The sequence below is a fragment of the Erwinia sp. S43 genome, from assembly GCF_016624745.1.
GTDB lineage: Bacteria > Pseudomonadota > Gammaproteobacteria > Enterobacterales > Enterobacteriaceae > Erwinia > Erwinia coffeiphila.
In genome coordinates this window covers 112065-133135 of sequence record NZ_JACVTX010000010.1, presented here as the reverse complement: position 1 = coordinate 133135, position 21071 = coordinate 112065, and the positions used below count along the sequence as shown (strand labels likewise).

Annotated in this window: 23 protein-coding genes; 16 read left to right on the top strand and 7 right to left on the bottom strand. The window is 57.0% G+C overall.

The annotated features are described in order from the left end of the window. Positions 1-25 precede the first annotated feature (25 nt). The 3 genes from IBT47_RS14350 (at position 26) to iolE (ending at position 2946) form a co-directional block, all read left to right on the top strand. Positions 26-1036, top strand: a complete 1011-nt coding sequence (locus IBT47_RS14350; RefSeq protein WP_105594097.1) for a Gfo/Idh/MocA family protein — start codon at positions 26-28, stop codon at positions 1034-1036. 84 nt (positions 1037-1120) lie between these two features. Beyond that, positions 1121-2005, top strand: a complete 885-nt coding sequence (locus tag IBT47_RS14345) for a sugar phosphate isomerase/epimerase family protein (RefSeq protein ID WP_105594096.1) — start codon at positions 1121-1123, stop codon at positions 2003-2005. Positions 2006-2049: 44 nt separating this feature from the next. Then, positions 2050-2946 (top strand): myo-inosose-2 dehydratase, encoded by an 897-nt coding sequence (gene iolE, locus IBT47_RS14340; RefSeq protein ID WP_200560931.1) that lies wholly within the window; start codon positions 2050-2052, stop codon positions 2944-2946. Positions 2947-3036: 90 nt separating this feature from the next. On the opposite strand, the gene IBT47_RS14335 is transcribed toward iolE, so the two are convergent. Together IBT47_RS14335 and IBT47_RS14330 are read right to left on the bottom strand one after the other, a co-directional pair. After that, positions 3037-3597, bottom strand: a complete 561-nt coding sequence (locus IBT47_RS14335; protein ID WP_200560929.1) for a DcrB family lipoprotein — start codon at positions 3595-3597, stop codon at positions 3037-3039. A gap of 102 nt (positions 3598-3699) precedes the next feature. Beyond that, on the bottom strand, positions 3700-4365 hold the full coding sequence (locus tag IBT47_RS14330) for a 7-cyano-7-deazaguanine/7-aminomethyl-7-deazaguanine transporter (protein ID WP_105594093.1): 666 nt from the start codon (positions 4363-4365) through the stop codon (positions 3700-3702). A gap of 235 nt (positions 4366-4600) precedes the next feature. Between IBT47_RS14330 and tusA the strand changes: the two genes are divergently transcribed. Further along, the gene (gene tusA / locus IBT47_RS14325) at positions 4601-4846 is read left to right on the top strand and encodes a sulfurtransferase TusA (protein ID WP_200560926.1); all 246 of its coding nucleotides are present in this window, start codon (positions 4601-4603) and stop codon (positions 4844-4846) included. Positions 4847-4909: 63 nt separating this feature from the next. On the opposite strand, the gene IBT47_RS14320 is transcribed toward tusA, so the two are convergent. Beyond that, entirely contained in the window at positions 4910-7192 is a 2283-nt protein-coding gene (locus tag IBT47_RS14320; protein WP_200560924.1) for a zinc/cadmium/mercury/lead-transporting ATPase, read from the bottom strand. A gap of 83 nt (positions 7193-7275) precedes the next feature. Next, entirely contained in the window at positions 7276-7902 is a 627-nt protein-coding gene (locus tag IBT47_RS14315; RefSeq protein ID WP_200560923.1) for a lysoplasmalogenase, read from the bottom strand. A 135-nt stretch (positions 7903-8037) separates the two neighbouring features. Here IBT47_RS14315 and IBT47_RS14310 point away from each other — a divergent pair, with 135 nt between their 5' ends. Then, positions 8038-8403 (top strand): DUF2500 domain-containing protein, encoded by a 366-nt coding sequence (locus tag IBT47_RS14310; RefSeq protein ID WP_200560921.1) that lies wholly within the window; start codon positions 8038-8040, stop codon positions 8401-8403. 50 nt (positions 8404-8453) lie between these two features. On the opposite strand, the gene IBT47_RS14305 is transcribed toward IBT47_RS14310, so the two are convergent. After that, positions 8454-8723, bottom strand: a complete 270-nt coding sequence (locus IBT47_RS14305) for a DUF1145 family protein (protein WP_200546767.1) — start codon at positions 8721-8723, stop codon at positions 8454-8456. A gap of 39 nt (positions 8724-8762) precedes the next feature. Beyond that, the gene (rsmD, locus tag IBT47_RS14300; RefSeq protein WP_200560920.1) at positions 8763-9368 is read right to left on the bottom strand and encodes a 16S rRNA (guanine(966)-N(2))-methyltransferase; all 606 of its coding nucleotides are present in this window, start codon (positions 9366-9368) and stop codon (positions 8763-8765) included. Between the two features lie 222 nt (positions 9369-9590). Between rsmD and ftsY the strand changes: the two genes are divergently transcribed. From ftsY to IBT47_RS14265, 7 genes are all read left to right on the top strand, one after another. Further along, positions 9591-11183: a signal recognition particle-docking protein FtsY gene (gene ftsY, locus IBT47_RS14295; protein ID WP_200560919.1), complete on the top strand. Its 1593-nt coding sequence runs from the start codon at positions 9591-9593 to the stop codon at positions 11181-11183. 6 nt (positions 11184-11189) lie between these two features. Then, the gene (gene ftsE / locus IBT47_RS14290) at positions 11190-11858 is read left to right on the top strand and encodes a cell division ATP-binding protein FtsE (protein WP_105594085.1); all 669 of its coding nucleotides are present in this window, start codon (positions 11190-11192) and stop codon (positions 11856-11858) included. Beyond that, positions 11848-12840 carry a permease-like cell division protein FtsX gene (ftsX, locus tag IBT47_RS14285; RefSeq protein WP_200546764.1) on the top strand — a complete coding sequence of 331 codons (993 nt, stop codon included), beginning with the start codon at positions 11848-11850 and terminating at the stop codon, positions 12838-12840. The genes ftsE and ftsX overlap by 11 nt, the downstream gene beginning before the upstream one ends. Before the next feature lie 290 nt (positions 12841-13130). Next, positions 13131-13985 (top strand): RNA polymerase sigma factor RpoH, encoded by an 855-nt coding sequence (gene rpoH / locus IBT47_RS14280; RefSeq protein ID WP_105594083.1) that lies wholly within the window; start codon positions 13131-13133, stop codon positions 13983-13985. Positions 13986-14103: 118 nt separating this feature from the next. Then, complete coding sequence (locus IBT47_RS14275; RefSeq protein WP_200560918.1) at positions 14104-14970, top strand: AraC family transcriptional regulator; 867 nt, start codon at positions 14104-14106, stop codon at positions 14968-14970. Positions 14971-15060: 90 nt separating this feature from the next. After that, positions 15061-15780, top strand: coding sequence for an AzlC family ABC transporter permease (locus tag IBT47_RS14270; protein ID WP_200560917.1), 720 nt, complete (start codon positions 15061-15063; stop codon positions 15778-15780). Beyond that, entirely contained in the window at positions 15780-16091 is a 312-nt protein-coding gene (locus IBT47_RS14265) for an AzlD domain-containing protein (RefSeq protein WP_200560916.1), read from the top strand. The genes IBT47_RS14270 and IBT47_RS14265 overlap by 1 nt, the downstream gene beginning before the upstream one ends. Here the strand turns inward: IBT47_RS14265 and panM are convergent. Further along, complete coding sequence (gene panM / locus IBT47_RS14260; protein ID WP_200560915.1) at positions 16067-16471, bottom strand: aspartate 1-decarboxylase autocleavage activator PanM; 405 nt, start codon at positions 16469-16471, stop codon at positions 16067-16069. The two genes, IBT47_RS14265 and panM, sit on opposite strands and share 25 nt — an antisense overlap. A gap of 386 nt (positions 16472-16857) precedes the next feature. Here panM and IBT47_RS14255 point away from each other — a divergent pair, with 386 nt between their 5' ends. The 4 genes from IBT47_RS14255 to livG all read left to right on the top strand — a co-directional run bounded on the left by IBT47_RS14255 (position 16858) and on the right by livG (position 21070). Continuing rightward, positions 16858-17973: a branched-chain amino acid ABC transporter substrate-binding protein gene (locus IBT47_RS14255; RefSeq protein WP_105594079.1), complete on the top strand. Its 1116-nt coding sequence runs from the start codon at positions 16858-16860 to the stop codon at positions 17971-17973. Between the two features lie 135 nt (positions 17974-18108). Continuing rightward, a complete protein-coding gene (gene livH / locus IBT47_RS14250; protein WP_123334125.1) occupies positions 18109-19035 on the top strand; it encodes a high-affinity branched-chain amino acid ABC transporter permease LivH in 927 nt (308 codons plus the stop codon). Continuing rightward, positions 19032-20306: a high-affinity branched-chain amino acid ABC transporter permease LivM gene (locus IBT47_RS14245; protein WP_105594077.1), complete on the top strand. Its 1275-nt coding sequence runs from the start codon at positions 19032-19034 to the stop codon at positions 20304-20306. Before livH ends, IBT47_RS14245 begins: the two co-directional genes overlap by 4 nt. Beyond that, positions 20303-21070 carry a high-affinity branched-chain amino acid ABC transporter ATP-binding protein LivG gene (gene livG / locus IBT47_RS14240; protein WP_105594076.1) on the top strand — a complete coding sequence of 256 codons (768 nt, stop codon included), beginning with the start codon at positions 20303-20305 and terminating at the stop codon, positions 21068-21070. Before IBT47_RS14245 ends, livG begins: the two co-directional genes overlap by 4 nt. Position 21071 lies beyond the last annotated feature (1 nt).

Sequence of the window (21071 nt, the reverse complement as noted above, 5' to 3'; positions counted from 1 at the left end):
CCCCCTACTCAAGTAAGGATCGATCATGACGTTAAAGTTAGGTGTTATTGGTGCTGGTGCCATCGGTCAGGAACATATCCGTCGCTGCAGCAAAGTACTGCAGGGTGCAGAGGTTGTGGCCGTCTCTGATATCAACGTGGAAGGCGCGAAAGCGGCCGTTGCGCGTCTGGGTCTGAATGCTGAAGTTTACGCAGACGGTCACGACGTCGTGAACTCTTCCAACGTGGATGCCGTGCTGGTGACTTCATGGGACCCAACGCACGAAGAGTACACGCTGGCTGCAATCGCTGCCGGTAAGCCTGTGTTCTGTGAAAAGCCGCTGGCGATGACCGCTGAAGGCTGCCGCCGCGTGGTGGATGCAGAGATTAAATTCGGCAAGCGCCTGGTGCAGGTTGGCTTTATGCGCCCATACGACGCCGGCTACCGCGCGCTGAAAAAAGTGATTACCGATGGTGAAATCGGCGAGCCGCTGATGCTGCACTGCGCGCACCGTAACCCGACCGTACCGGAGAACTACACTACCGATATGGCGATTACTAACACGCTGATCCACGAGCTGGATGTACTGCGCTGGCTGACCGAAGACGACTACAAATCTGTACAGGTTGTCTTCCCACGCGTAACCTCCAAAACCCATGCAAAACTGAAAGATCCGCAGATCGTTCTGTTTGAAACCCGTAAAGGTATCCGCATTGACGTTGAAATCTTCGTTAACTGCGCATACGGCTACGACATCCAGTGCGAAGTGGTCGGTGAAGAAGGGATTGCTAAGCTGCCAGAGCCGTCTGCCGTGCAGATGCGTAAGAACGCGCAGCTTTCTACCGCCATTCTGACCGACTGGAAAGACCGCTTTATCGATGCCTATGACGTTGAGTTGCAGGCGTTTATTAATGATGCCACCGCAGGCAAGCTGACCGGGCCATCCGCCTGGGACGGTTATGCCGCTTCCGTTGCCGCTGATGCCTGCCATAAAGCGCAGAACAGCGGGGCGATTGAGCCGGTGGAACTGCCAGAGCGCCCGGCGTTCTACAACTAATCGCCGCGCTGCTACCGCACCTTCCCCTGCCGGTGAGCAGGGGAAACCGTAAAACAGCGTACTGATTTAATCACGGAGAGTCTGATGAAAATTGCCTTTGATGTGGATGTCATTCGAGATTTGGGCATCACAAAAATGGTTCACCAGGTGGCTGACTGGGGCTACAAATATATTGAGCAGTCCCCGCATCCGCAGATCAACCCGTTCTACAAGCATCCTAAAGCCAGCCGCGAAATTATCACCGAGTACAAAAACGCGCTGCGTGCTACCGGGTTAGAGATCTCCTCATACATCGTGGTTTATCGCTGGTCCGGTCCTGACGAGGCACGCCGCCAGGCTGCCGTTCGCAACTGGAAACGTATGATTGAGATCGCGGTAGAGACCGGTGTGCAGGTTATTAATACCGAACTTTCCGGTAACCCGAACGAACCAGAAATCTGTGAAGAGATGTTCTATCGCTCCATGGAAGAGCTGCTGCCTATCGTTGAACGCGAAGGCATTCGCATCGAAATCCAGTCACATCCGTGGGATTTCTGCGAAAACAGCAATGAAACGGCCGATATTGTGAAATCGTTCCGCAGTGAGAACGTGAAGTACCTGTACAGCGCACCGCACACTTTCTTCTACGACAAAGGCAAGGGCGATGTGAAGCCAATGCTGGAGTACGCCGGTGCCGATCTGTCCCACGTGCTGATTGCTGACACCATGAACCATACCAAGCACTGCCGCTATATCGTGAACCCACCGGGTGTGGACGCCACGATTCACCAGCACGTTGCCGTGGGTAAAGGTGAGGTTGATTTCCCGACGCTGTTCCAGACTCTGCGCGATATGAAGTTTGCTGAGCAAACCTTCAAGGTCGGCGGCGATCCGATTATCGCCGCAGCGCTGTTCGGTTATCCGGAAGAAATGAACGTTGAAGCGGTTGCTACGCGCGAACTGATCGAGCGTGAACTGCTGCGGAAATAACAGCGGGCGGTTGTGGCCGCCCGGTGAACACCAGAGGTAGGATCATGAACAAAGATAACGTCAAACTGGCTATTGCCCCGATCGGCTGGACTAACGATGACATGCCGGATCTGGGTAAAGAGAACACCTTCCAGCAGATCGTCAGCGAAATGGCGCTGGCCGGTTTTGTCGGCAGCGAAGTGGGCAGCAAATACCCGCGCGACCCGGCAGTATTGAAGCCGATGCTGGATATTCGTGGCATTCAGATCGTTAACGCCTGGTTCAGCACCTTCTTCGCCAACGGCGACAAAGCGAAGACCATCGACGAGTTCATCAACCATCGCGACTTCCTGCATGCGATGGGGGCGAAAGTGATTGGCTGCTCCGAGCAGAGCCTGAGCATTCAGGGCACCACCAAAGCGGTACTGGAAGAGAAGCCGATCTTTACCGATGAGCAGTGGCGTCTGACTACCGAAGGCTACAACGAGCTGGCAAAACTGGCCGCTGAGAAGGGCATGACGGTGGGTCTGCATCACCATATGGGTACCGGTATTCAGACCACGGAAGAAGTGGATCGCTTTATGGCGGAAACCAATGACGACGTTTATCTGCTGTTCGATACCGGCCACGCCTATTACTCAGAAGGCAGCCAGGAGAAGATGCTGGCGATTCTGACCAGGTATCTGCCGCGTATTAACCACGTACACCTGAAAGACGTGCGTGATGAAATCGTCGATCAGGTCAGAAGCCAGAAGCTGTCGTTCCTGGACGGCGTGAAGAAAGGCACCTTTACCGTTCCGGGCGACGGCGTGATTGATTTCAAACCGGTGTTCAAAATCCTCGACGATTTCGGCTACAAAGGCTGGATGGTAGTGGAAGCCGAGCAGGACCCTGCGCTGGCTAACCCGTTTGAATACGCGGTAAAAGCACGTAAATACATTCGCGAAACGGCCGGTCTGTAAGCGCCTGACGTAAAAAAACCTCCCACTTCTGAAACGGGCTTCTGTTGAAGCCCGATGACGAAGATGGGAGGTTTTTTTGTGAGCGCAGTATTACTTCAGCTGAAGCGTTTTCAGGATATTTCCCGCTTCGGTCTGCGCGGCCTGCTGATCGTCTCCCGGCAGGGAGATCTGCATGGTCAGCAGTTTGCCATCTACTTTGCCCATCACCAGCGAAGACCAGACGGTCTGATTGTTAGCGGAGATCACCGTATCCAGCTGCTGTAGCTGCTGGTCGTTAACGGTAATTTCTTTATTGGTCACCACCTGCAGCTGAGGCGCGCGGCTACGCTGCTGCTCGATCATGCGTTTTGACAGGTCTTCCAGCGTATCGTTGCTGCTGTCGCCTTCGATGACAATGATCGCTTTCTGGCCTGATTCATCTGCGTAAACGTGCATATTATTAGCCTGAGTACCCAGCTTGCCGCTTTTGTCACTCATGCCGGCAGGCAGCGCGAAGCTCAGTTTGCCGTCCATCAGTGAAACGGTCTGGCTGCTCTGACTTGCCTGGCTGCTGGCATTTTTATCCGCAGCGGCGGTGTCACTCTTGCCATCGCAGGCGGCCAGGCCAACTACCAGTAAACTTACTCCGGCATATTTCAGTAGGTTACGCATCAGGGTCCCTTTGTTAGTCATCACTTAAGATATCAGGCACTTATACAATAGCATTCAGCGTGTAAAAGCAACTTATCTTGCGTGACATTGTGTGTAACCAGCTTACCCAAAATTAACCTGTGGACCATTGGATTTTTCTGCTAATCGCTTCAGCGTGGCGTTGAGCAGCAGGCCATAGGCAGGCAGGAAGAAAATCATGCAGATCATGACTTTAAAGCAGTAATCCACCATGGCGATCTCTACCCAGTGGGTTGCCATAAACGGATCGGTGCTCTGGTAGAAAGCAATGAAGAAGAAGGCTGCCGTATCGCTGATATTGCCAAGGAACATCGCCGCCGCCGGTGCCATCCACCAGGCGGCTTTCTGCCGCAGGCGGTTAAAGACATAAATATCGAGGATCTGACCCAGCGCGTAGGCCATAAAGCTGGCACAGGCTATGCGGGCTACAAAGATATTCATCTCTTTCAGTGAGTCCACTCCCTGCCATTCCCCCTGAAAATAGAGCGCGGAAATCAGGTAGGAGATAAACAGGGCCGGGATCATCACCGCCAGGATAATGCGACGCGCCAGCGGGGCACCGAAAATTCGTACCGTCAGATCGGTGGCAAGGAAGATAAACGGGAAGCTGAACGCGCCCCAGGTGGTGTGCAGACCAAAAATGGAAACCGGCAGCTGGACCAGATAGTTGCTGGAGGTGATCACCAGCAGATGAAACAGACTGAGCCAGATCAGCGCGTGGGTACGCTGACGCGAAGTAAATGCGATCATATTGAGCCTTTTTAAGATCAATGGGGTGAGGGAACCCAGTTTAAATTTAAGACGCACTGGCCGTATTGACGGCAGCACATCGGTCGCTTGCGCGATTTTGCGGCATATTACCCGGTTGTGCTGCTATTGCAATGGTTAATTTTAGCGCAAACGTTATCGTCCGATAGCGCTGTTGCGCCCCGGCCGTCCGGCGGTAGAATAGCGGCTGTTTGTTATCATTACTGTTGAGAATCTCATGAGCGACCTTTTCGCTAACCCCGATAAGACCCTTGATGCGTTGGGCCTGCGCTGCCCGGAACCGATCATGATGGTGCGTAAAACCGTGCGCCATATGCAGGAGGGCGAAACGCTGTTGATTATTGCTGACGACCCGGCGACTACGCGCGATATCCCCGGTTTCTGCCGATTTATGGAGCATACGCTGCTGGCACAGAATACCGACGCGCTACCGTATCGTTATCTGCTGAAGAAAGGCGTTTAAGGGAGCCTTTTCGGCTCCCCTGAATTAACGGCTCTGGGCGAATAGCTATCGCCCTGGCTACAGTTACGATCTGCGGCGCAGCAGCCGCAGGGCGTTAGCGGTCACTAATGCCGTTGCACCCGAATCCGCCAGCACCGCCAGCCACAGCCCGGTGATCCCCAGCAGGGTGGTCAGCAGGAACACCGCCTTCAGCCCCAGCGCGATGGTAATGTTCTGGCGAATATTGGCGTGAGTGGCACGCGACAGGCCAATCATCGCCGCCAGCCCGGTAAGCCGGTTATGAGTCAGCGCCGCGTCAGCCGTTTCCAGCGCCACATCGCTGCCGCTGCCCATTGCAATACCAATCGTTGCTGCCTTCATGGCTGGCGCATCGTTGATGCCGTCGCCAACCATTGCCACCGGCTGCTGCTGGTTAAGCGCGCTGACCGCCGCCACCTTATCTTCCGGCAGCAGGCTGGCGCGGTAGTCAATGCCCAGTTCACCGGCAATAGCCGCCGCAGCCCGTGGATTATCTCCGGTCAGCATCACACCCTGAATGCCCATTGCTTTTAGTTCTGCCAGCGCGTTTCTGGCATCTTCACGCAGGGTATCGCGCAGCGCGATCAGGCCATAAAGCTGCTCTGTATCGTGCAGGATCACCACCGTATTGCCCGCGCTTTCCAGCGCCTCAACGGCGGATCGATGTTGAGCCAGTCGTTCTGCATCGACTTTTGACGGCGCGCTGATTGAAAGTAAGCGATTGCTCACTATTGCTTCCACTCCGCTACCGGCAAGCGCCCGCTGTTCCGTGGCGGCAGGTAAAGTTAACTCGCGCTCTGCGGCGGCAGCGACAATGGCCTGCGCCAGCGGATGCGAGGAACCCTGCTCAATCGCCGCTGCCGTTGACAGCAGCCACGCTTCATCCCGCTGTGCAAACGGCTGAATGGCGGTGACCCGGGGTTTACCCTCGGTGAGCGTACCGGTTTTATCAAAGGCGATGGTGCGAACGCTACCCAGGCTTTCCAGCGCCGCGCCGCCCTTAATTAACGCACCGCGGCGGGTTGCCGCCGCCAGTCCGGACGTAATCGCGGCAGGGGTGGAGATCACCAGCGCACACGGGCAGCCGATCAGCAGCAGCGTTAACCCTTTATAGATCCACGGCTGCCATTCCGTGCCCATCAGTAGCGGCGGAATAACGGCAACGGCCAGCGCCAGCGCCATAATCACCGGGGTATAGACGCGGCTGAAGCGATCGAGGAAGCGTTCAATCGGAGCACGTCGCTCTTCCGCTTCTTCAATCAGATGCAGAATGCGGTCGATGGCGCTTTCGCCCGGTTTCGAAACCACTTCCAGCTGCACCAGACGATCCACGCTCAGGCTACCGGCGGCAATGGATTCTCCCTGCTGGCGTTCAACAGGGATTGATTCACCGGTAAGCGCGCTTTCATCAAAGCTGGCAAACGGGCTGAGCAGCCTGGCATCCGCAGGCAGACGCGCCCCGGCGGCAACTTCAATACAATCGCCCGGGCGCAGGGCGCTGACCTGTACGTTCTCACGGGTGGAACCATTGATGCGCACCGCCTGGTCAGGCTTGAGTGCCATCAGCGCCGTGACGCCTTTACGCGCCCGGCTGGCGGCAAATGATTCCAGTCGTTCACCCAGCATAAACAGCAGTAGCACCATCGCCGCTTCGGCCGTTGCGCCAATAAACAGTGCGCCAATCGCAGCCACGCTCATTAAGGTTTCGATACTGAAGGGGGAACCGCTGCGCATCAGGCGCAGTGCGCTGAGTGCAATCGGCCAGACGCCGACAAGCGTAGTCGCAATAAAGGCAAGCTGGCCTGCTGCGGGGTTGACGCTGTCCAGCAGCCAGCTGGCGGCCATCAGAACGGCCAGCAGGATCAGGCTGCGATTCTCCTGCCAAAATCCGGGGGCGGGCTGGGCAGTTTTAGCGGCGTCTGGCGCATCGCTGCGCTGAAGCTGGAAACCGGCGCGGGCCACGGCTTTCTCAACGTCATTACGCACATCGCTGTTGGCATCAACCACCAGTTTTTCACTGGAAAAGACCACGCGGGCCCGATCCACGCTGCTTAGCTGCCGTACGGCGGTTTCGACTTTGCGCGCGCAGCTTGGGCAGTCCATACCCTGAACCTGCCAGCTGTAGCGGGAGAGTCCCGCTCGCCTGTCGCCCTCGTCGTCGGCGGTGTCTCCCGAACTGCAGGAGGCATCGCCGCAGCAGGGCGTTTCTACGCTGGCTGCGCTAATCGCGGTGATTTTGCGTATAACGGGACGTTTGGCCGAAGTGCTGCAACCGTGCTGATGGGGGGCGTGGTCGTGACCACAGCTGCAAGTAGAATGCGAGTGCATAGCGCCTCCTGAAAGATAGCGGCGGGCGTCAGTGCCCGCCATAAAACTATCTTACACTTTGGAGTCCACTCCAGAGTCAAGCCCTACAGCCACAGCGAACGCACAATCATAAAGTGACCGGCAAAATAGCAGGCGGCAATAATCGCCCGATCGGCATTAAAGCGGAAGCGATAGTGGCTGACCAGCCAGACGATATTGGCCAGCAGCAGCAGGGAGGCGCCCACCATCAGCGTGAAGCTGTAGTCGGTTGGGCGGAAGACATACAGCTCGGCGCTCAGCCAGACCATCAGCAAGGTGATGCCGATAAAGGTGCACACCGGCCAGCGCAGCTCCTCCAGTCTGCTCCAGACCGTGGCAATCAGCAGCCCGCCAATAATCAGCAGTGCCAGCGGCAGCGGCCAGAAAAAGCTCAGCGTCATCTGGCTGGCGAAGAACAGGGTGTACAGCAGATGAGAAAGGAAAAACGCGCCGATGGCATACAGCATGCGCCGTTCGGGCAGCAGGGTCAGGGCATCGCCCAGCAGCGTTGCCAGCAGGCCAAGCAGGATCAGATAGTCGGTGGTTTTCAGTACGGGTGCCTGCCAGGCCCAGGCCAGCAGTAACAGTAGCGTGACGGGTTTAAACACCCAGCGCTGCCACTGCGGGCCGCGGTAAGAGGCATCGACGTATAACCAGCCGGAAAAAAGCACTGCGAGAAAAGACCAGATCATAATTTTTCCCTGTATTGACGAAAAACTCCACAACTTCGCCCAGTTTAGGCCACCCGACAGCGGTGTGACAATCATCCTGGTCCGGTTGTATGCTTATCGCGTGATGTTCCCCGTATCCCTGGAGAAAACCGTTTTATGAAGCCACCGATAATTTTTCTGGTTGTGGTTGCGCTGATCGCCGTGCTGGCAACGCGGCAGTTTATCAAGCAGCGACGGGAAAACTCCGCCAACGACGCTTCGCCCGTACGCAGCCTGATGGTGGAAGTGAAAACGAAACGGGAATATCTGGCACCGGATCGGCGCTCGCGCCAGCGTGACCAGATCCCGGTGGAAGACATGCGTTATGAGGCGTGGTTTCATCCGCTGAATGGCGCAGAGGACATCAGGCTGGCGCTGGACGCCAGTGATTATCATCAGATCGATAAAGGCAGCCGTGGTGAGCTACAGGTACAGGGGACGCGTTTTATCCGTTTTACTCCCTGTACGGCTTCCGACTGTTAACAAAAGGCAAACGCCGCCTGAAACCTGCGGCGGATTTTCCGAGCGGGAGTCTACTGTTTTGGGAAGTTTTTCTTCTGCCAGGCCAGCAGCTCAAACACGCCGAAGAAGAAGATTTTCGCCTGGGTAAAACCGCTCAGCTTCGGGGACTCTTTCGGCTGCGTTGAGCGCATCAGCACCAGCTGTAAGCCGTGCATAATGACCATAAAGAACAGCGCGACGTTAACGAAGTGGGTCAGCGGTTTAGGGAACGGGTGAACAACGTTCAGCAGCAAAAATCCCCAGACAAAAACCATCAGCAGACGGCCTGCATTAATTAACATGTTAATTCTCCGAGCCTGTGTTGCAGGCAATAGTATTGATTACGCCTCTGAGGGCGGAAGTTCTGCAACGGCATGCCGGATATAGAGACGGTACGCCACCTGGCCGGCAACTTTTTCCCGATGCAGCTGCCAGTTTACCGGCACCGGCGGCAGGCCATGTTCAACTTCACTTTCAACGTAGATCAGTGCTTCATCACTCAGCCAGCCGTTGTTTTCCAGCAGAGTGACGGTTTCTTCCAATAGTCCCTTGCGAAAAGGCGGATCGATAAACACCAGATGATGCGCATCGCCTTTTTGAGCAAGAAACTGCAGCGTGTTGGTGTTGATGACCCTGCCGTTTTTAGCCCCCAGCGTGGCGAGGTTTTTTTCCAGCTGCTGGGCTACCGGGCGCTCCAGTTCCAGCAGGGTGGTGCTGGCCGCATGGCGAGATAGCGCTTCCAGCCCCAGTGCGCCGCTTCCGGCGTAGCAGTCAAGGCATCGGGCTTCCTGAATATCGGAGGCCAGCCAGTTAAATAGCGTTTCGCGAACGCGATCCGTGGTGGGGCGCAGGCCAGTGCTGTCGGGAACCGGCAGCTTACGGCCTCGCCAAAGGCCCCCAATAATGCGTATTTGCCCGGCTGCGCCGCTGCGGGTTTTCTTGATCATCGTACTGAACTCTTAATAATTTGTTGCACAGTTTAACGGGCTAACCGGGCTGAGGAAACGTAAAAAGGGAACTGTAATGCACTCAGCAGAAAGTGTTAGACTAAGGGATTGATTAGGCTGTCTCCCGCAACCGCACTGTGACGCCCGCGTGCGGTTGCGAGAGACAGTTTTCGCTTATTTTCGGACCGGTACGGTTTTTCCCGCGAGGAGTGTGGTTGCACCATGGCAAAGAATAAAAAACGTGGCTTTTTTTCCTGGCTTGGTCTGGGGCGTGAAGACAAGGCACAGCAGGAAGACGTAAAAGAAACGTTAGACCCGCAACCTGCTGCTGATTCTACGGCGGAAGCCGAAGCCGCCGCCCGTGCTGAAGCGGAAGCGGCTGCCCGTGCTGATGCGGAAGCGGCTGCCCGTGCTGATGCGGAAGCGGCTGCCCGTGCCGAAGCAGAAGCCGCTGCCCGTGCTGAAGCTGAAGCCGTTGCTCGTGCTGAAGCGGAAGCCGCCGCTCGTGCTGAAGCGGAAGCCGCCGCTCGTGCTGAAGCCGAAGCTGCTGCCCGTGCCGAAGAGGAAGCCGCTGCCCGCGCTGAAGCGGAAGCGGCTGCCCGTGCCGAAGCAGAAGCCGCTGCCCGCGCTGAAGCAGAAGCCGCTGCCCGCGCTGAAGCCGAAGCTGCTGCCCGTGCTGAAGCAGAAGCCGTTGCTCGTGCTGAAGCGGAAGCCGCCGCTCGTGCTGAAGCCGAAGCTGCTGCCCGTGCCGAAGAGGAAGCCGCTGCCCGTGCCGAAGCTGAAGCCGCCGCTCGTGCTGAAGCGGAAGCCGCTGCCCGCGCTGAAGCGGAAGCCGCCGCCGCTGCCCGCGCTGAAGCCGAAGCTGCCGCTACCGCCGAGCAGGTTCGCCCGACGAAGGAAGGCTTCTTCGCCCGCCTGAAGCGCAGCCTGGTGAAAACCCGCCAGAACCTCGGTTCCGGCTTTATCGGCCTGTTCCGCGGCAAAAAAATTGATGACGATCTGTTTGAAGAGTTGGAAGAACAGCTGCTGATCGCCGACGTGGGTGTGGAAACCACCCGCCGTATTATTGCTAACCTGACCGCTCAGGCCAGCCGTAAGGATCTGCGCGATGCCGAAGCGCTGTACGGCCTGCTGAAAACCGAGATGGCGGGCATCCTGTCTACCGTTGAAGCACCGCTGGACGTCAGCGGCAAGACGCCGTTTGTCATCCTGATGGTGGGCGTTAACGGCGTCGGTAAAACCACGACGATTGGCAAACTGGCGCGCCAGTTCCAGGCCGAAGGCAAATCGGTGATGCTGGCGGCGGGTGACACCTTCCGTGCGGCGGCGGTGGAGCAGCTGCAGGTGTGGGGCCAGCGCAACAATATTCCGGTCGTGGCTCAGCATACCGGTGCGGATTCCGCCTCGGTGATCTTTGACGCCATTCAGGCAGCGAAGGCGCGCGGTGTGGACGTGCTGATTGCCGATACCGCCGGTCGTCTGCAGAATAAATCGCATCTGATGGAAGAGCTGAAGAAAATCACCCGCGTGATGAAGAAGCTGGATGAGGATGCGCCGCATGAGGTTATGCTGACCATTGATGCCAGCACCGGACAGAATGCTATCAGCCAGACTAAACTGTTCCATGAAGCCGTTGGCCTGACCGGCATTACGCTGACCAAGCTTGACGGCACGGCGAAGGGGGGGGTGATCTTCTCGGTGGCCGACCAGTTTAACATTCCTATCCGCTATATTGGCGTAGGTGAAAGTATTGAAGACTTGCGATCGTTTAAGGCTGACGATTTTATAGAGGCACTATTTGCCCGAGAGGATTAATTTAGGATGATTCGCTTTGAAGAAGTCAGTAAGGCTTATCTCGGCGGTCGGCAAGCGCTGCAGGGGGTGGATTTTCATCTGCGCCCCGGCGAAATGGCGTTTCTGACCGGACATTCCGGGGCAGGGAAAAGCACCTTGCTGAAGCTGATTTGTGGCATTGAGCGCCCGAGCGCCGGGCATATCTGGTTCAGCGGCCACGATATCAGCCGTCTGAAAAGCCGCGAAGTGCCGTTTCTGCGCCGCCAGATCGGCATGATATTCCAGGATCACCATCTGCTGATGGATCGTTCGGTTTATGACAACGTCGCGATCCCGCTGATTATCGCCGGTGCCAGCGGGGAAGATATTCGCCGCCGCGTGTCGGCCGCGCTGGATAAGGTTGGCCTGCTCGACAAAGCGAAGAGTTTTCCCATTCAGCTGTCCGGCGGTGAACAGCAGCGCGTGGGCATTGCCCGTGCCGTGGTGAACAAGCCAGCGGTGCTGCTGGCGGATGAGCCGACCGGTAACCTTGATGAAGCGCTGTCTGAGGATATCCTGCGGCTGTTTGAAGAGTTCAACCGCGTGGGCGTCACCGTGTTAATGGCCACCCACGATATGGGGCTGATTGCCCGCCGTAACTACCGCCTGATGACGCTGAACCAGGGCCGTCTGCACGGAGGTTATCGTGGTGAATAAACGTAACGCCCGCCCGGCCGCTGCGAAAGCCGCAAAGCCTAAAATGCCGTCAAAAAGCAAAGCGCTGAAGGGCGGCTGGCAGGAACAGTGGCGCTATGCGATGCGCGGATCGCTGTCTGAAATGTGGCGTCAGCCGCTGGCTACGTTGCTGACGGTGATGGTGATCGCGATTTCGCTGACCCTGCCCAGCGTGTGCTATATGGTGTGGAAAAATGTCAGCACCGCGGCGGATCAGTGGTATCCGGCCCCGCAGCTCACCGTTTATTTCAGCAAAACGCTGGATGACGATGCGGCTGAAGGCGTGGTGGCGAAGCTCAAAGCCGAAGACGGCGTGGATAAAGTGAATTATCTGTCGCGCGAAGAGGCGCTGGGCGAGTTCCGTAACTGGTCCGGCTTCGGCGGTGCGATGGATATGCTGGAGCAAAATCCGCTGCCGGCGGTGGCGATTATTACTCCGAAGCTCAACTTCCAAAGCTCCAACACCATGGACAGCCTGCGCGAGCGGGTGTCGAAAGTGGAAGGCGTGGACGAAGTGAAAATGGATGACAGCTGGTTTGCGCGGCTGGCTGCGCTGACCGGACTGGTCGGGCAGGTAGCGGCGATGATCGGTATCCTGATGATCGTCGCGGTATTCCTGGTGATCGGCAACAGCGTGCGGCTCAGCATCTTTGCCCGCCGCGATACCATTAACGTGCAGAAGCTGATCGGCGCGACCGATGGCTTTGTGCTGCGCCCGTTTTTGTACGGTGGGGCGCTGTTGGGCTTCAGCGGTGCACTGCTGTCGCTGGTGCTTTCCGGTGTGCTGGTCATGCGGCTGGAGTCCGTGGTAGCTCAGGTTGCGACGGTGTTCGGCACCACCTTTGTTCTGCACGGCATGACGTGGGATGAAAGCCTGCTGCTGCTGCTGATTGCTGCGATGATCGGCTGGATTGCCGCCTGGCTGGCGACGGTACAACATTTACGTCGATTTACGCCGCAGTAACCCCTCTACACGTTTTTTTGATATAATCTTCCTCTGCTGCATCAGCGTTTGCCGCAGAGGAAGTTAAAACGCATCGCTTCCCGCTGTTCATCCGGCACTCGCCAACGGCATTAAGAACGTGTATAAATTATCCCTGATTAAAATTGAACTTGTGGATAACTTCGGCGTCTTATCCCTGTAGAGATTGATATTCGCACGGAATGCTTTCTATTTAGCGCTGTACTTCGCGTAGGGTATCAGTCGCGTCAGGATCTGACGCAGTCACGATGCTAAACACTGAGAGGGTTTGAATGACCAAAGAAATGCAAACTTTAGCTATTGCTCCTTTAGGCAACCTGGATTCCTATATCCGGGCGGCTAATGCCTGGCCTATGCTGACGGCAGAAGAGGAAAAAGCGTTGGCTGAACGGCTGCATTACCAGGGCGATCTGGAAGCAGCTAAGACGCTGATCCTGTCTCACCTGCGCTTTGTTGTTCATGTTGCTCGTAACTACTCCGGTTACGGCCTGCCGCAGGCAGACCTGATTCAGGAAGGTAATATCGGCCTGATGAAAGCCGTGCGCCGTTTTAACCCGGAAGTGGGTGTGCGCCTGGTTTCCTTTGCCGTGCACTGGATTAAAGCCGAGATTCATGAATACGTGCTGCGCAACTGGCGTATTGTCAAAGTCGCTACCACTAAAGCTCAGCGTAAGCTGTTCTTTAACCTGCGTAAAACCAAGCAGCGTCTGGGCTGGTTTAACCAGGACGAAGTGGAAATGGTGGCACGCGAGCTGGGCGTGAGCAGCAAAGACGTTCGCGAAATGGAATCACGCATGGCCGCGCAGGACATGACCTTTGACCCAACGCCGGAAGATGAAGGCGAAGGTCGTTCTATGGCACCGATGCTCTATCTGCAGGATAAAACTTCTGACTTTGCCAACGGCATCGAGGAAGATAACTGGGAAGATCACGCGGCCGATAAGCTTTCCGACGCGATGCAGGGGCTGGACGAACGCAGCCAGCACATCATTCGCGCACGCTGGCTGGACGACGACAACAAAACCACGCTGCAGGAGCTGGCCGATCGCTACGGCGTTTCCGCAGAGCGCGTTCGTCAGCTGGAAAAGAACGCCATGAAGAAACTGCGTATGGCTATCGAAGCCTGAGCATAATGCTTCGGGCGTCTGCGATGCCCAGACAAAAAAACCGCCTCCAGGGGCGGTTTTTTGTTGTCAGAATAAACCAACCAGCACAGCAATTTTATTCTAAAGTGGGAGAGGGAAAATGGAGACGCTGAATACGCCGCAGGAGCGCGCCACGCTGTTCTGCGTGGAGGAATTCAACGGCATGAATATGCTGGATGCCAGCTATCGCCATCGCCGCTTTCCCCGCCACGTGCATGACACCTTCTGCGTTGGGGTGATTGAGACCGGCGCGCAGCGCTTCTGGCGATCCGGGGGCGATCACGTAGCGCCGAGCGGCGATATCATTCTGGTTAACGCCGACGAAGTGCACACCGGCTGTTCGGAAGTGGCGGGCGGCTGGTCTTATCGCGCTATCTATCCTCATCCCGATCTTTTCGCCCGGCTGTCGGCAGGCAGTGAGCCAGGCCCGGTGCCGTGGTTCCCCGATGCGGTGCTGCACGATCCGCTGCTGTCCGCCCAGCTGCGGCTGCTGTCCGCCCAGCTGCGGCTGGTGTTCTCGCTGCTGCCGGAGCAGGGCAACAGCCTGCTGAAAGAGTCTCTGCTGCTGACGGCCTTCTCCTGGCTGGTGATGCGCTACAGCCGCACGCGCGTTGTGCCGCCCGACCTGGCCGATGCCTGCCGCGCGGTGCTGCCGGTGCAGGAGCTGATGGCCAGCTGCCCGGAAAAGAACTGGTCGCTGCAGCAGCTCGCTGACGTCGCGCATCTCAGCCCGTGGCACTTCCTGCGCCAGTTTAAGAAAAGCATCGGCATGACGCCGCACGCCTGGCTGGTGCAGGCGCGGCTGCAGAAGGCGCAGGTGCGGCTAAAGCAGGGTGAGACTATTGCTCAGGTATCCAGCCTGTGCGGTTTCTCCGATCAAAGCCATTTTACCCGCCATTTCAAAAACTCGATGGGCGTTACGCCGGGCGAATACGTGCAGGCGCTGAAACGGGGCCGCCGGGGATAAACAGAAGCACAGCCTCTTCAGGCAATTTTATTCAATCCTCCGCCGACGCTGCCTGCCACACTGCTGCTGAATTTACTCAGGAGCCGTCAGATGAATCATCCCGTTACTTCCCTTTCTCCCCCGCAGCCCGCGCCGTGGTCCGGCTTCTGGCGCGGAGCCAGCGGCATGCTGCCGCTCTGCCTGTCTGTGGTGCCGTGGGGCATCCTGGCGGGATCGATGGCCGTTCAGAGCGGGCTGAGCCTGTCGCAAAGTATCGCCATGTCGACGGTGATTTTCGCCGGCGCGGCGCAGCTGGTGACGCTCGGACTGATGCTGTCCGGTGCCAGCGTGGCGACCATTGTCATTTCGGTGTTTTTTATCACCGCCCAACATTTTCTGTACGGCCTGACGATGCGCGAAACGGTGTCAGTGCTGAAAGCGCGCTATCGCCTGCCGATCGGTTTTCTGCTGACCGACGAGCTGTTTGCTCTGAGCTGCGCGCAGCCGAAAGAGAAGCTGACGCCGGGCTATCTGATTGGCGCAGGGCTGACGTTTTATCTCAGCTGGGCGCTGTTCAGCCTGATGGGGATCGCTATGGCGTCCTCGATCCCGGATTTGGATCGCTACCATCTTGATTTCTCGATCGTCGCCACCTTTATCACCATCGTGGTGCCGATGATAAAAAACCTTAACGTGCTGTGCGGCGTGATCGTTTCGCTGCTGCTGTCGATGGTGCTCAGCCTGTATCAGATAGAAGGGGCCATTGCGATTGCCGGGGTGTGCGGCATGTTCTGTTCGGTAATGATTGCCCGTTTGCGGCAGGAGGCATGATGAGCTGGTTTTTACTGTTAACGCTGGCGGCGGTCGTGTTTTTTAACCGCTATCTGTTCCTTGAACCGGCGGTGCCGGTCAGGCTGCCCGCCGCAATCCGCGAAGCGCTGAAATATTCCGCGCCCTGCCTGCTGACCGCAATCTGCGGGCCGATTATTTTGCTGAATCACGGTGAAGTCCGCGCCCTGAGCGATAATCCCTATCTGTATGGCGCACTGGCGGGCGTGCTCATTGCCGCGCAGGTGCGCAATATGGTGCTCAGCGTGCTGCTGATTCTGGCGGTGTTCTATTTACTCTGCTGGTGGATGTAGTGCTGTAGCTCCGCATCAAACTGAAAACCCGCCGCCTGCATAAAGGCGGCGATAGCCTCTGCGCTGTCGTCACCGTCGTTTGCCACCTGCCAGCGGGTAATATGCGGATTCTGCGCCAGCGTATCTTCCAGCAGATACAGCCCGACGCCGCGTCGGCGCGTCACTTCCCGCACCATCAACTGCGACAGCCTGCCTTCATTTCCGGTAATCACAACCTGTACCGCCGCCAGCAGCCGTTCATTAAATCGTGCGGCGTAGAGCTGATGTTGGTCATCCAGCTGCTGTTCCAGCGCATGGCTATCGGCCTGCGGCCAGATTTTTTGCAGATCGCTGTGGTCCTGAAGTGAGAATTGTTGCAGGCGAATGATGGTTAGTTTCATTGTAAAAACTCGTCGGTCAGAAAGGCATATTGTAGCGAAGTTGACCATACTAAAGCGTGGAAGTTTTTCTGTACAAAAACGAGCTGTTCTGTTTCTCATTTAAACAATTTACCGAGTAAATCATTATTCGGTTAGTAATTGTCCAGCATAAAAAGCTGGTTAACTGGCTTAAAAGCAATCGTTAATGCCAGCTTATTATGCTGCTGCATCCGCGATTTAGTGAATATGTCAGTTGATTTACAGCAGAATATTCCTGTTTAATAACCTGAAATTTAACGCCTTTATACCAAAAAAATGCCGCATTAACCCCTAACCCTTTCTTTGTAAAGCGATTAGGAAAAATGACGGCAGAAAATAGCCAAATCACAACAGATGGGGAAGTTCGGATGAAAATCAGTAAAGGTAGTGCGTTCCTGGCGGGCTGCGTAGCCCTGGCGATGAGCCACGCTGCGTTAGCAAAAGATATCAAAGTGGCGATCGTGGGTGCGATGTCCGGTCCGGTGGCGCAGTATGGCGACATGGAGTTTACTGGCGCTAAGCAGGCAATTGCTGATATTAACGCCAAAGGCGGCGTGAACGGCAACAAGCTGGTCGGTGTGGAATACGATGATGCCTGCGACCCGAAACAGGCCGTTGCAGTCGCTAACAAAGTGATCAACGACGGTATCCGCTACGTGATCGGCCACCTGTGCTCTTCTTCTACCCAGCCTGCTTCAGATATCTATGAAGATGAAGGCGTGCTGATGATCACCCCGGCGGCTACCGCACCGGATCTGACCAGCCGTGGCTATAAGCTGGTTCTGCGTACCACCGGTCTGGACTCCGATCAGGGCCCAACCGCCGCCAAATACATCCTGAATGACATCAAACCGCAGCGTATCGCCGTGGTTCACGACAAACAGCAGTACGGTGAAGGCCTGGCGCGTTCCGTTCAGGACAGCCTGAAGAAATCCGGCGGCAACGTGGTGATGTTTGAAGGTATCACCGCCGGTGATAAAGACTTCTCTACGCTGGTTGCGCGCCTGAAGAAAGAAAACATCGATTTCGTCTACTTCGGCGGCTACTACCCGGAAATGGGCCAGATCCTGCGCCAGGCGCGTGCGGCAGGCCTGAAAACTCAGTTTATGGGTCCGGAAGGCGTGGGCAACTCTTCACTGTCTAACATTGCCGGTGCGGCATCAGAGGGCATGCTGGTGACGCTGCCTAAGCGTTACGATCAGGTTGCGGCTAACCAGCCAATCGTTGATGCGCTGAAAGCGAAAAAACTGGACCCAACCGGTCCATTCGTCTGGACAACCTATGCCGCGCTACAGTCTCTGACTGCCGGTATGGAGCGCAGCAAGAGCGAAGAGCCAGCCGATATCGCCAACAACCTGAAAACCGGTGCGGCGGTACCAACCGTAATGGGCGATCTCAACTGGGATGAGAAAGGCGATTTGAAAGGCTTCGAGTTCGGCGTTTTCAAATGGCATGCTGATGGTTCTTCCTCGGCGGTGAAATAAACCCGTCTGCGGGCCAGGTCAGCCTGGCCCCTGCGGCGAGATGACTATCCCCCGTTGGGGTCGGGCCTGCCCGGCCCTTTGTTGTATTCATCCTTCTGCCCTGCCTGCGCAGGAGGAATCGTAAGGTATTCAGGTATGTCCGAGCAGTTTCTCTATTTCCTGCAACAAATGTTCAACGGTGTGACGTTGGGCAGCACCTATGCGCTGATCGCCATCGGTTACACCATGGTGTACGGCATCATCGGCATGATTAACTTTGCCCACGGCGAAGTCTATATGATCGGCAGCTACGTCTCGTTTATCGTCATCGCTGCTTTGATGATGATGGGGATCGATGCCAGCTGGCTGCTGATCGGCTGCGGCTTTGTGGTGGCGGTGGTGATCGCCAGCTGCTACGGCTGGAGCATCGAGCGCGTGGCCTACAAACCGGTACGCTCTTCCAAGCGCCTGATCGCGCTGATCTCCGCTATCGGGATGTCCATCTTCCTGCAAAACTACGTCAGCCTGACTCAGGGATCGCGCGACCTCGCGCTGCCAAGCCTGGTCACCGGACAGTGGACGCTGGGAGAAAGCAACGGCTTTGCCGCCACCATCTCTACCATGCAGATGGTGATCTGGGCGGTGACTTTCCTCGCCATGCTGGCGCTGACGCTGTTTATTCGCTATTCCCGCATGGGCCGCGCCTGCCGCGCCTGTGCTGAAGACCTGAAAATGGCCAGCCTGCTGGGTATTAATACCGACCGCGTGATCTCGCTGACCTTTGTGATCGGCGCGGCGATGGCGGCGGTGGCCGGCGTGCTGCTGGGCCAGTTCTACGGTGTGATTAACCCGTACATCGGCTTTATGGCCGGGATGAAGGCCTTTACCGCTGCGGTACTGGGCGGCATCGGCAGTATCCCTGGCGCGATGCTGGGCGGACTGATCCTCGGTATTGCCGAGGCGCTGACCTCTGCCTATCTGAGCACCGAGTACAAAGACGTGGTGTCATTTGCGCTGCTGATTGTGGTGCTGCTGGTGATGCCAACCGGTATTCTGGGCCGTCCGGAGGTTGAGAAAGTATGAAAAAGCTTAACCTGCTGAATGCGCTCGTCTCTTCACTGATGCTGCTGGTGCTGGCCGCGTTCTTTATGGGCCTGCGGTTGAACCTCGACGGTACACATCTGGTGGTTAACAACGCCGGAGACGTGCGCTGGAACTGGATCGCCGTCGGCTGCGGCGTGGTGTTTATCTTCCAGATGCTGCGCCCGCTGGTGCAGAGTAGCCTGAAAAAAGTCTCCGGCCCTTCGCTGGTGCTGCCGGGCATTGATGGCTCAACGCCGAAACAGAAGCTGTTCCTGCTGGCGCTGATCGTCGCTGCGGCGGTGTGGCCGTTTATCGTTTCACGCGGTACGGTGGATATCGCTACCCTGACGCTGATCTACGTAATGCTTGGCCTGGGGCTGAACGTGGTTGTCGGGTTATCCGGCCTGCTGGTGCTGGGCTACGGTGGTTTCTACGCCATCGGTGCCTACACCTTTGCGCTGCTGAATCACTATTACGGCCTGGGTTTCTGGCAGTCGCTGCCGCTGGCCGGTATGGTGGCCGCCGGATTTGGTCTGCTGCTGGGCTTCCCGGTGCTGCGCCTGCGCGGTGACTATCTGGCGATTGTGACGCTCGGTTTCGGCGAGATCGTGCGTATTCTGCTGCTGAACAACACCGAAATCACCGGTGGCCCGAACGGCATCAGCCAGATCCCGAAACCGTCCTTCTTCGGTCTGGAGTTCAACCGCAGCGTACGCGACGGCGGCTGGGACACCTTCCATAACTTCTTCGGCCTGAAGTATGACCCGAGCGACCGTATTATCTTCCTGTACATGGTGGCGCTGCTGCTGGTGGTGATCACCCTGTTCGTGATCAACCGCCTGCTGCGTATGCCGCTGGGCCGCGCGTGGGAAGCGCTGCGTGAAGACGAAATCGCCTGCCGCTCGCTGGGCCTCAGCCCGACGCGCATCAAGCTGACCGCGTTCACCATCAGCGCCGCGTTTGCCGGTTTCGCCGGCTGCCTGTTCGCCGCCCGTCAGGGCTTCGTCAGTCCGGAATCCTTCACCTTTGCCGAGTCCGCCTTTGTTCTGGCGATCGTGGTACTGGGCGGCATGGGATCGCAGTTTGCGGTCATCCTTGCGGCAATACTGCTGGTGGTATCGCGTGAGCTGATGCGTGACCTGAACGAGTACAGCATGCTGGTACTCGGTGGATTGATGGTACTGATGATGATCTGGCGTCCGCAGGGGCTGTTGCCGATGAAGCGTCCGCACCTGAAGTTGAAAAATGCGGAAAAAGGAGAGCAGGCATGAGTCAGCCTTTGTTAGCAGTCAATGGCCTGATGATGCGCTTTGGCGGTCTGCTGGCGGTCAACAACGTTCAGCTTGAACTCCGTCCGCAGGAAATCGTCTCGCTTATCGGCCCGAACGGGGCGGGTAAAACCACGGTGTTTAACTGCCTGACCGGTTTCTACAAGCCGACCGGCGGCTCGATTATGCTGGGCGATAAGCAGCTGGCCGGATTACCCGGGCAGCAGATCGCCCGCATGGGCGTGGTGCGCACCTTTCAGCATGTGCGCCTGTTCCGTGAAATGACGGTGATTGAAAACCTGCTGGTGGCACAGCATCAGCATCTGCAAAGCGGCGTCTTCTCCGGCCTGCTGAAAACCCCGGCCTTCCGCCGGGCGGAAAGCGATGCGCTGGACCGCGCCGCTACCTGGCTGAAGCGCGTCGGGCTGCTTGAGCTGGCTAACCGTCAGGCGGGTAACCTCGCCTACGGCCAGCAGCGCCGTCTGGAAATCGCCCGCTGCATGGTGACGCGCCCGGAAATCCTGATGCTGGACGAACCGGCGGCGGGGCTTAACCCAAAAGAAACTCACGAGCTGGATGAGCTGATCGCAGAACTGCGCGGCGAGCATAAAGTCTCGGTACTGCTGATTGAACACGATATGAAACTGGTAATGGGTATTTCTGACCGTATTTACGTGGTGAACCAGGGGACGCCGCTGGCGAACGGTACGCCGGAAGAGATCCGCAACAACCCGGATGTAATCCGTGCTTACCTTGGGGAGGCATAAG

What these genes read in the sequence shown, in the direction of transcription:
- IBT47_RS14350 (WP_105594097.1), top strand. Translation starts at nt 26, where the DNA reads ATGACGTTAAAGTTAGGTGTTATTGGTGCTGGTGCCATCGGTCAGGAA.
- IBT47_RS14345 (WP_105594096.1), top strand. Translation starts at nt 1,121, where the DNA reads ATGAAAATTGCCTTTGATGTGGATGTCATTCGAGATTTGGGCATCACA.
- iolE (WP_200560931.1), top strand. Translation starts at nt 2,050, where the DNA reads ATGAACAAAGATAACGTCAAACTGGCTATTGCCCCGATCGGCTGGACT.
- IBT47_RS14335 (WP_200560929.1), bottom strand. Translation starts at nt 3,597, where the DNA reads ATGCGTAACCTACTGAAATATGCCGGAGTAAGTTTACTGGTAGTTGGC.
- IBT47_RS14330 (WP_105594093.1), bottom strand. Translation starts at nt 4,365, where the DNA reads ATGATCGCATTTACTTCGCGTCAGCGTACCCACGCGCTGATCTGGCTC.
- tusA (WP_200560926.1), top strand. Translation starts at nt 4,601, where the DNA reads ATGAGCGACCTTTTCGCTAACCCCGATAAGACCCTTGATGCGTTGGGC.
- IBT47_RS14320 (WP_200560924.1), bottom strand. Translation starts at nt 7,192, where the DNA reads ATGCACTCGCATTCTACTTGCAGCTGTGGTCACGACCACGCCCCCCAT.
- IBT47_RS14315 (WP_200560923.1), bottom strand. Translation starts at nt 7,902, where the DNA reads ATGATCTGGTCTTTTCTCGCAGTGCTTTTTTCCGGCTGGTTATACGTC.
- IBT47_RS14310 (WP_200560921.1), top strand. Translation starts at nt 8,038, where the DNA reads ATGAAGCCACCGATAATTTTTCTGGTTGTGGTTGCGCTGATCGCCGTG.
- IBT47_RS14305 (WP_200546767.1), bottom strand. Translation starts at nt 8,723, where the DNA reads ATGTTAATTAATGCAGGCCGTCTGCTGATGGTTTTTGTCTGGGGATTT.
- rsmD (WP_200560920.1), bottom strand. Translation starts at nt 9,368, where the DNA reads ATGATCAAGAAAACCCGCAGCGGCGCAGCCGGGCAAATACGCATTATT.
- ftsY (WP_200560919.1), top strand. Translation starts at nt 9,591, where the DNA reads ATGGCAAAGAATAAAAAACGTGGCTTTTTTTCCTGGCTTGGTCTGGGG.
- ftsE (WP_105594085.1), top strand. Translation starts at nt 11,190, where the DNA reads ATGATTCGCTTTGAAGAAGTCAGTAAGGCTTATCTCGGCGGTCGGCAA.
- rpoH (WP_105594083.1), top strand. Translation starts at nt 13,131, where the DNA reads ATGACCAAAGAAATGCAAACTTTAGCTATTGCTCCTTTAGGCAACCTG.
- IBT47_RS14275 (WP_200560918.1), top strand. Translation starts at nt 14,104, where the DNA reads ATGGAGACGCTGAATACGCCGCAGGAGCGCGCCACGCTGTTCTGCGTG.
- IBT47_RS14270 (WP_200560917.1), top strand. Translation starts at nt 15,061, where the DNA reads ATGAATCATCCCGTTACTTCCCTTTCTCCCCCGCAGCCCGCGCCGTGG.
- IBT47_RS14265 (WP_200560916.1), top strand. Translation starts at nt 15,780, where the DNA reads ATGAGCTGGTTTTTACTGTTAACGCTGGCGGCGGTCGTGTTTTTTAAC.
- panM (WP_200560915.1), bottom strand. Translation starts at nt 16,471, where the DNA reads ATGAAACTAACCATCATTCGCCTGCAACAATTCTCACTTCAGGACCAC.
- IBT47_RS14255 (WP_105594079.1), top strand. Translation starts at nt 16,858, where the DNA reads ATGAAAATCAGTAAAGGTAGTGCGTTCCTGGCGGGCTGCGTAGCCCTG.
- livH (WP_123334125.1), top strand. Translation starts at nt 18,109, where the DNA reads ATGTCCGAGCAGTTTCTCTATTTCCTGCAACAAATGTTCAACGGTGTG.
- IBT47_RS14245 (WP_105594077.1), top strand. Translation starts at nt 19,032, where the DNA reads ATGAAAAAGCTTAACCTGCTGAATGCGCTCGTCTCTTCACTGATGCTG.
- livG (WP_105594076.1), top strand. Translation starts at nt 20,303, where the DNA reads ATGAGTCAGCCTTTGTTAGCAGTCAATGGCCTGATGATGCGCTTTGGC.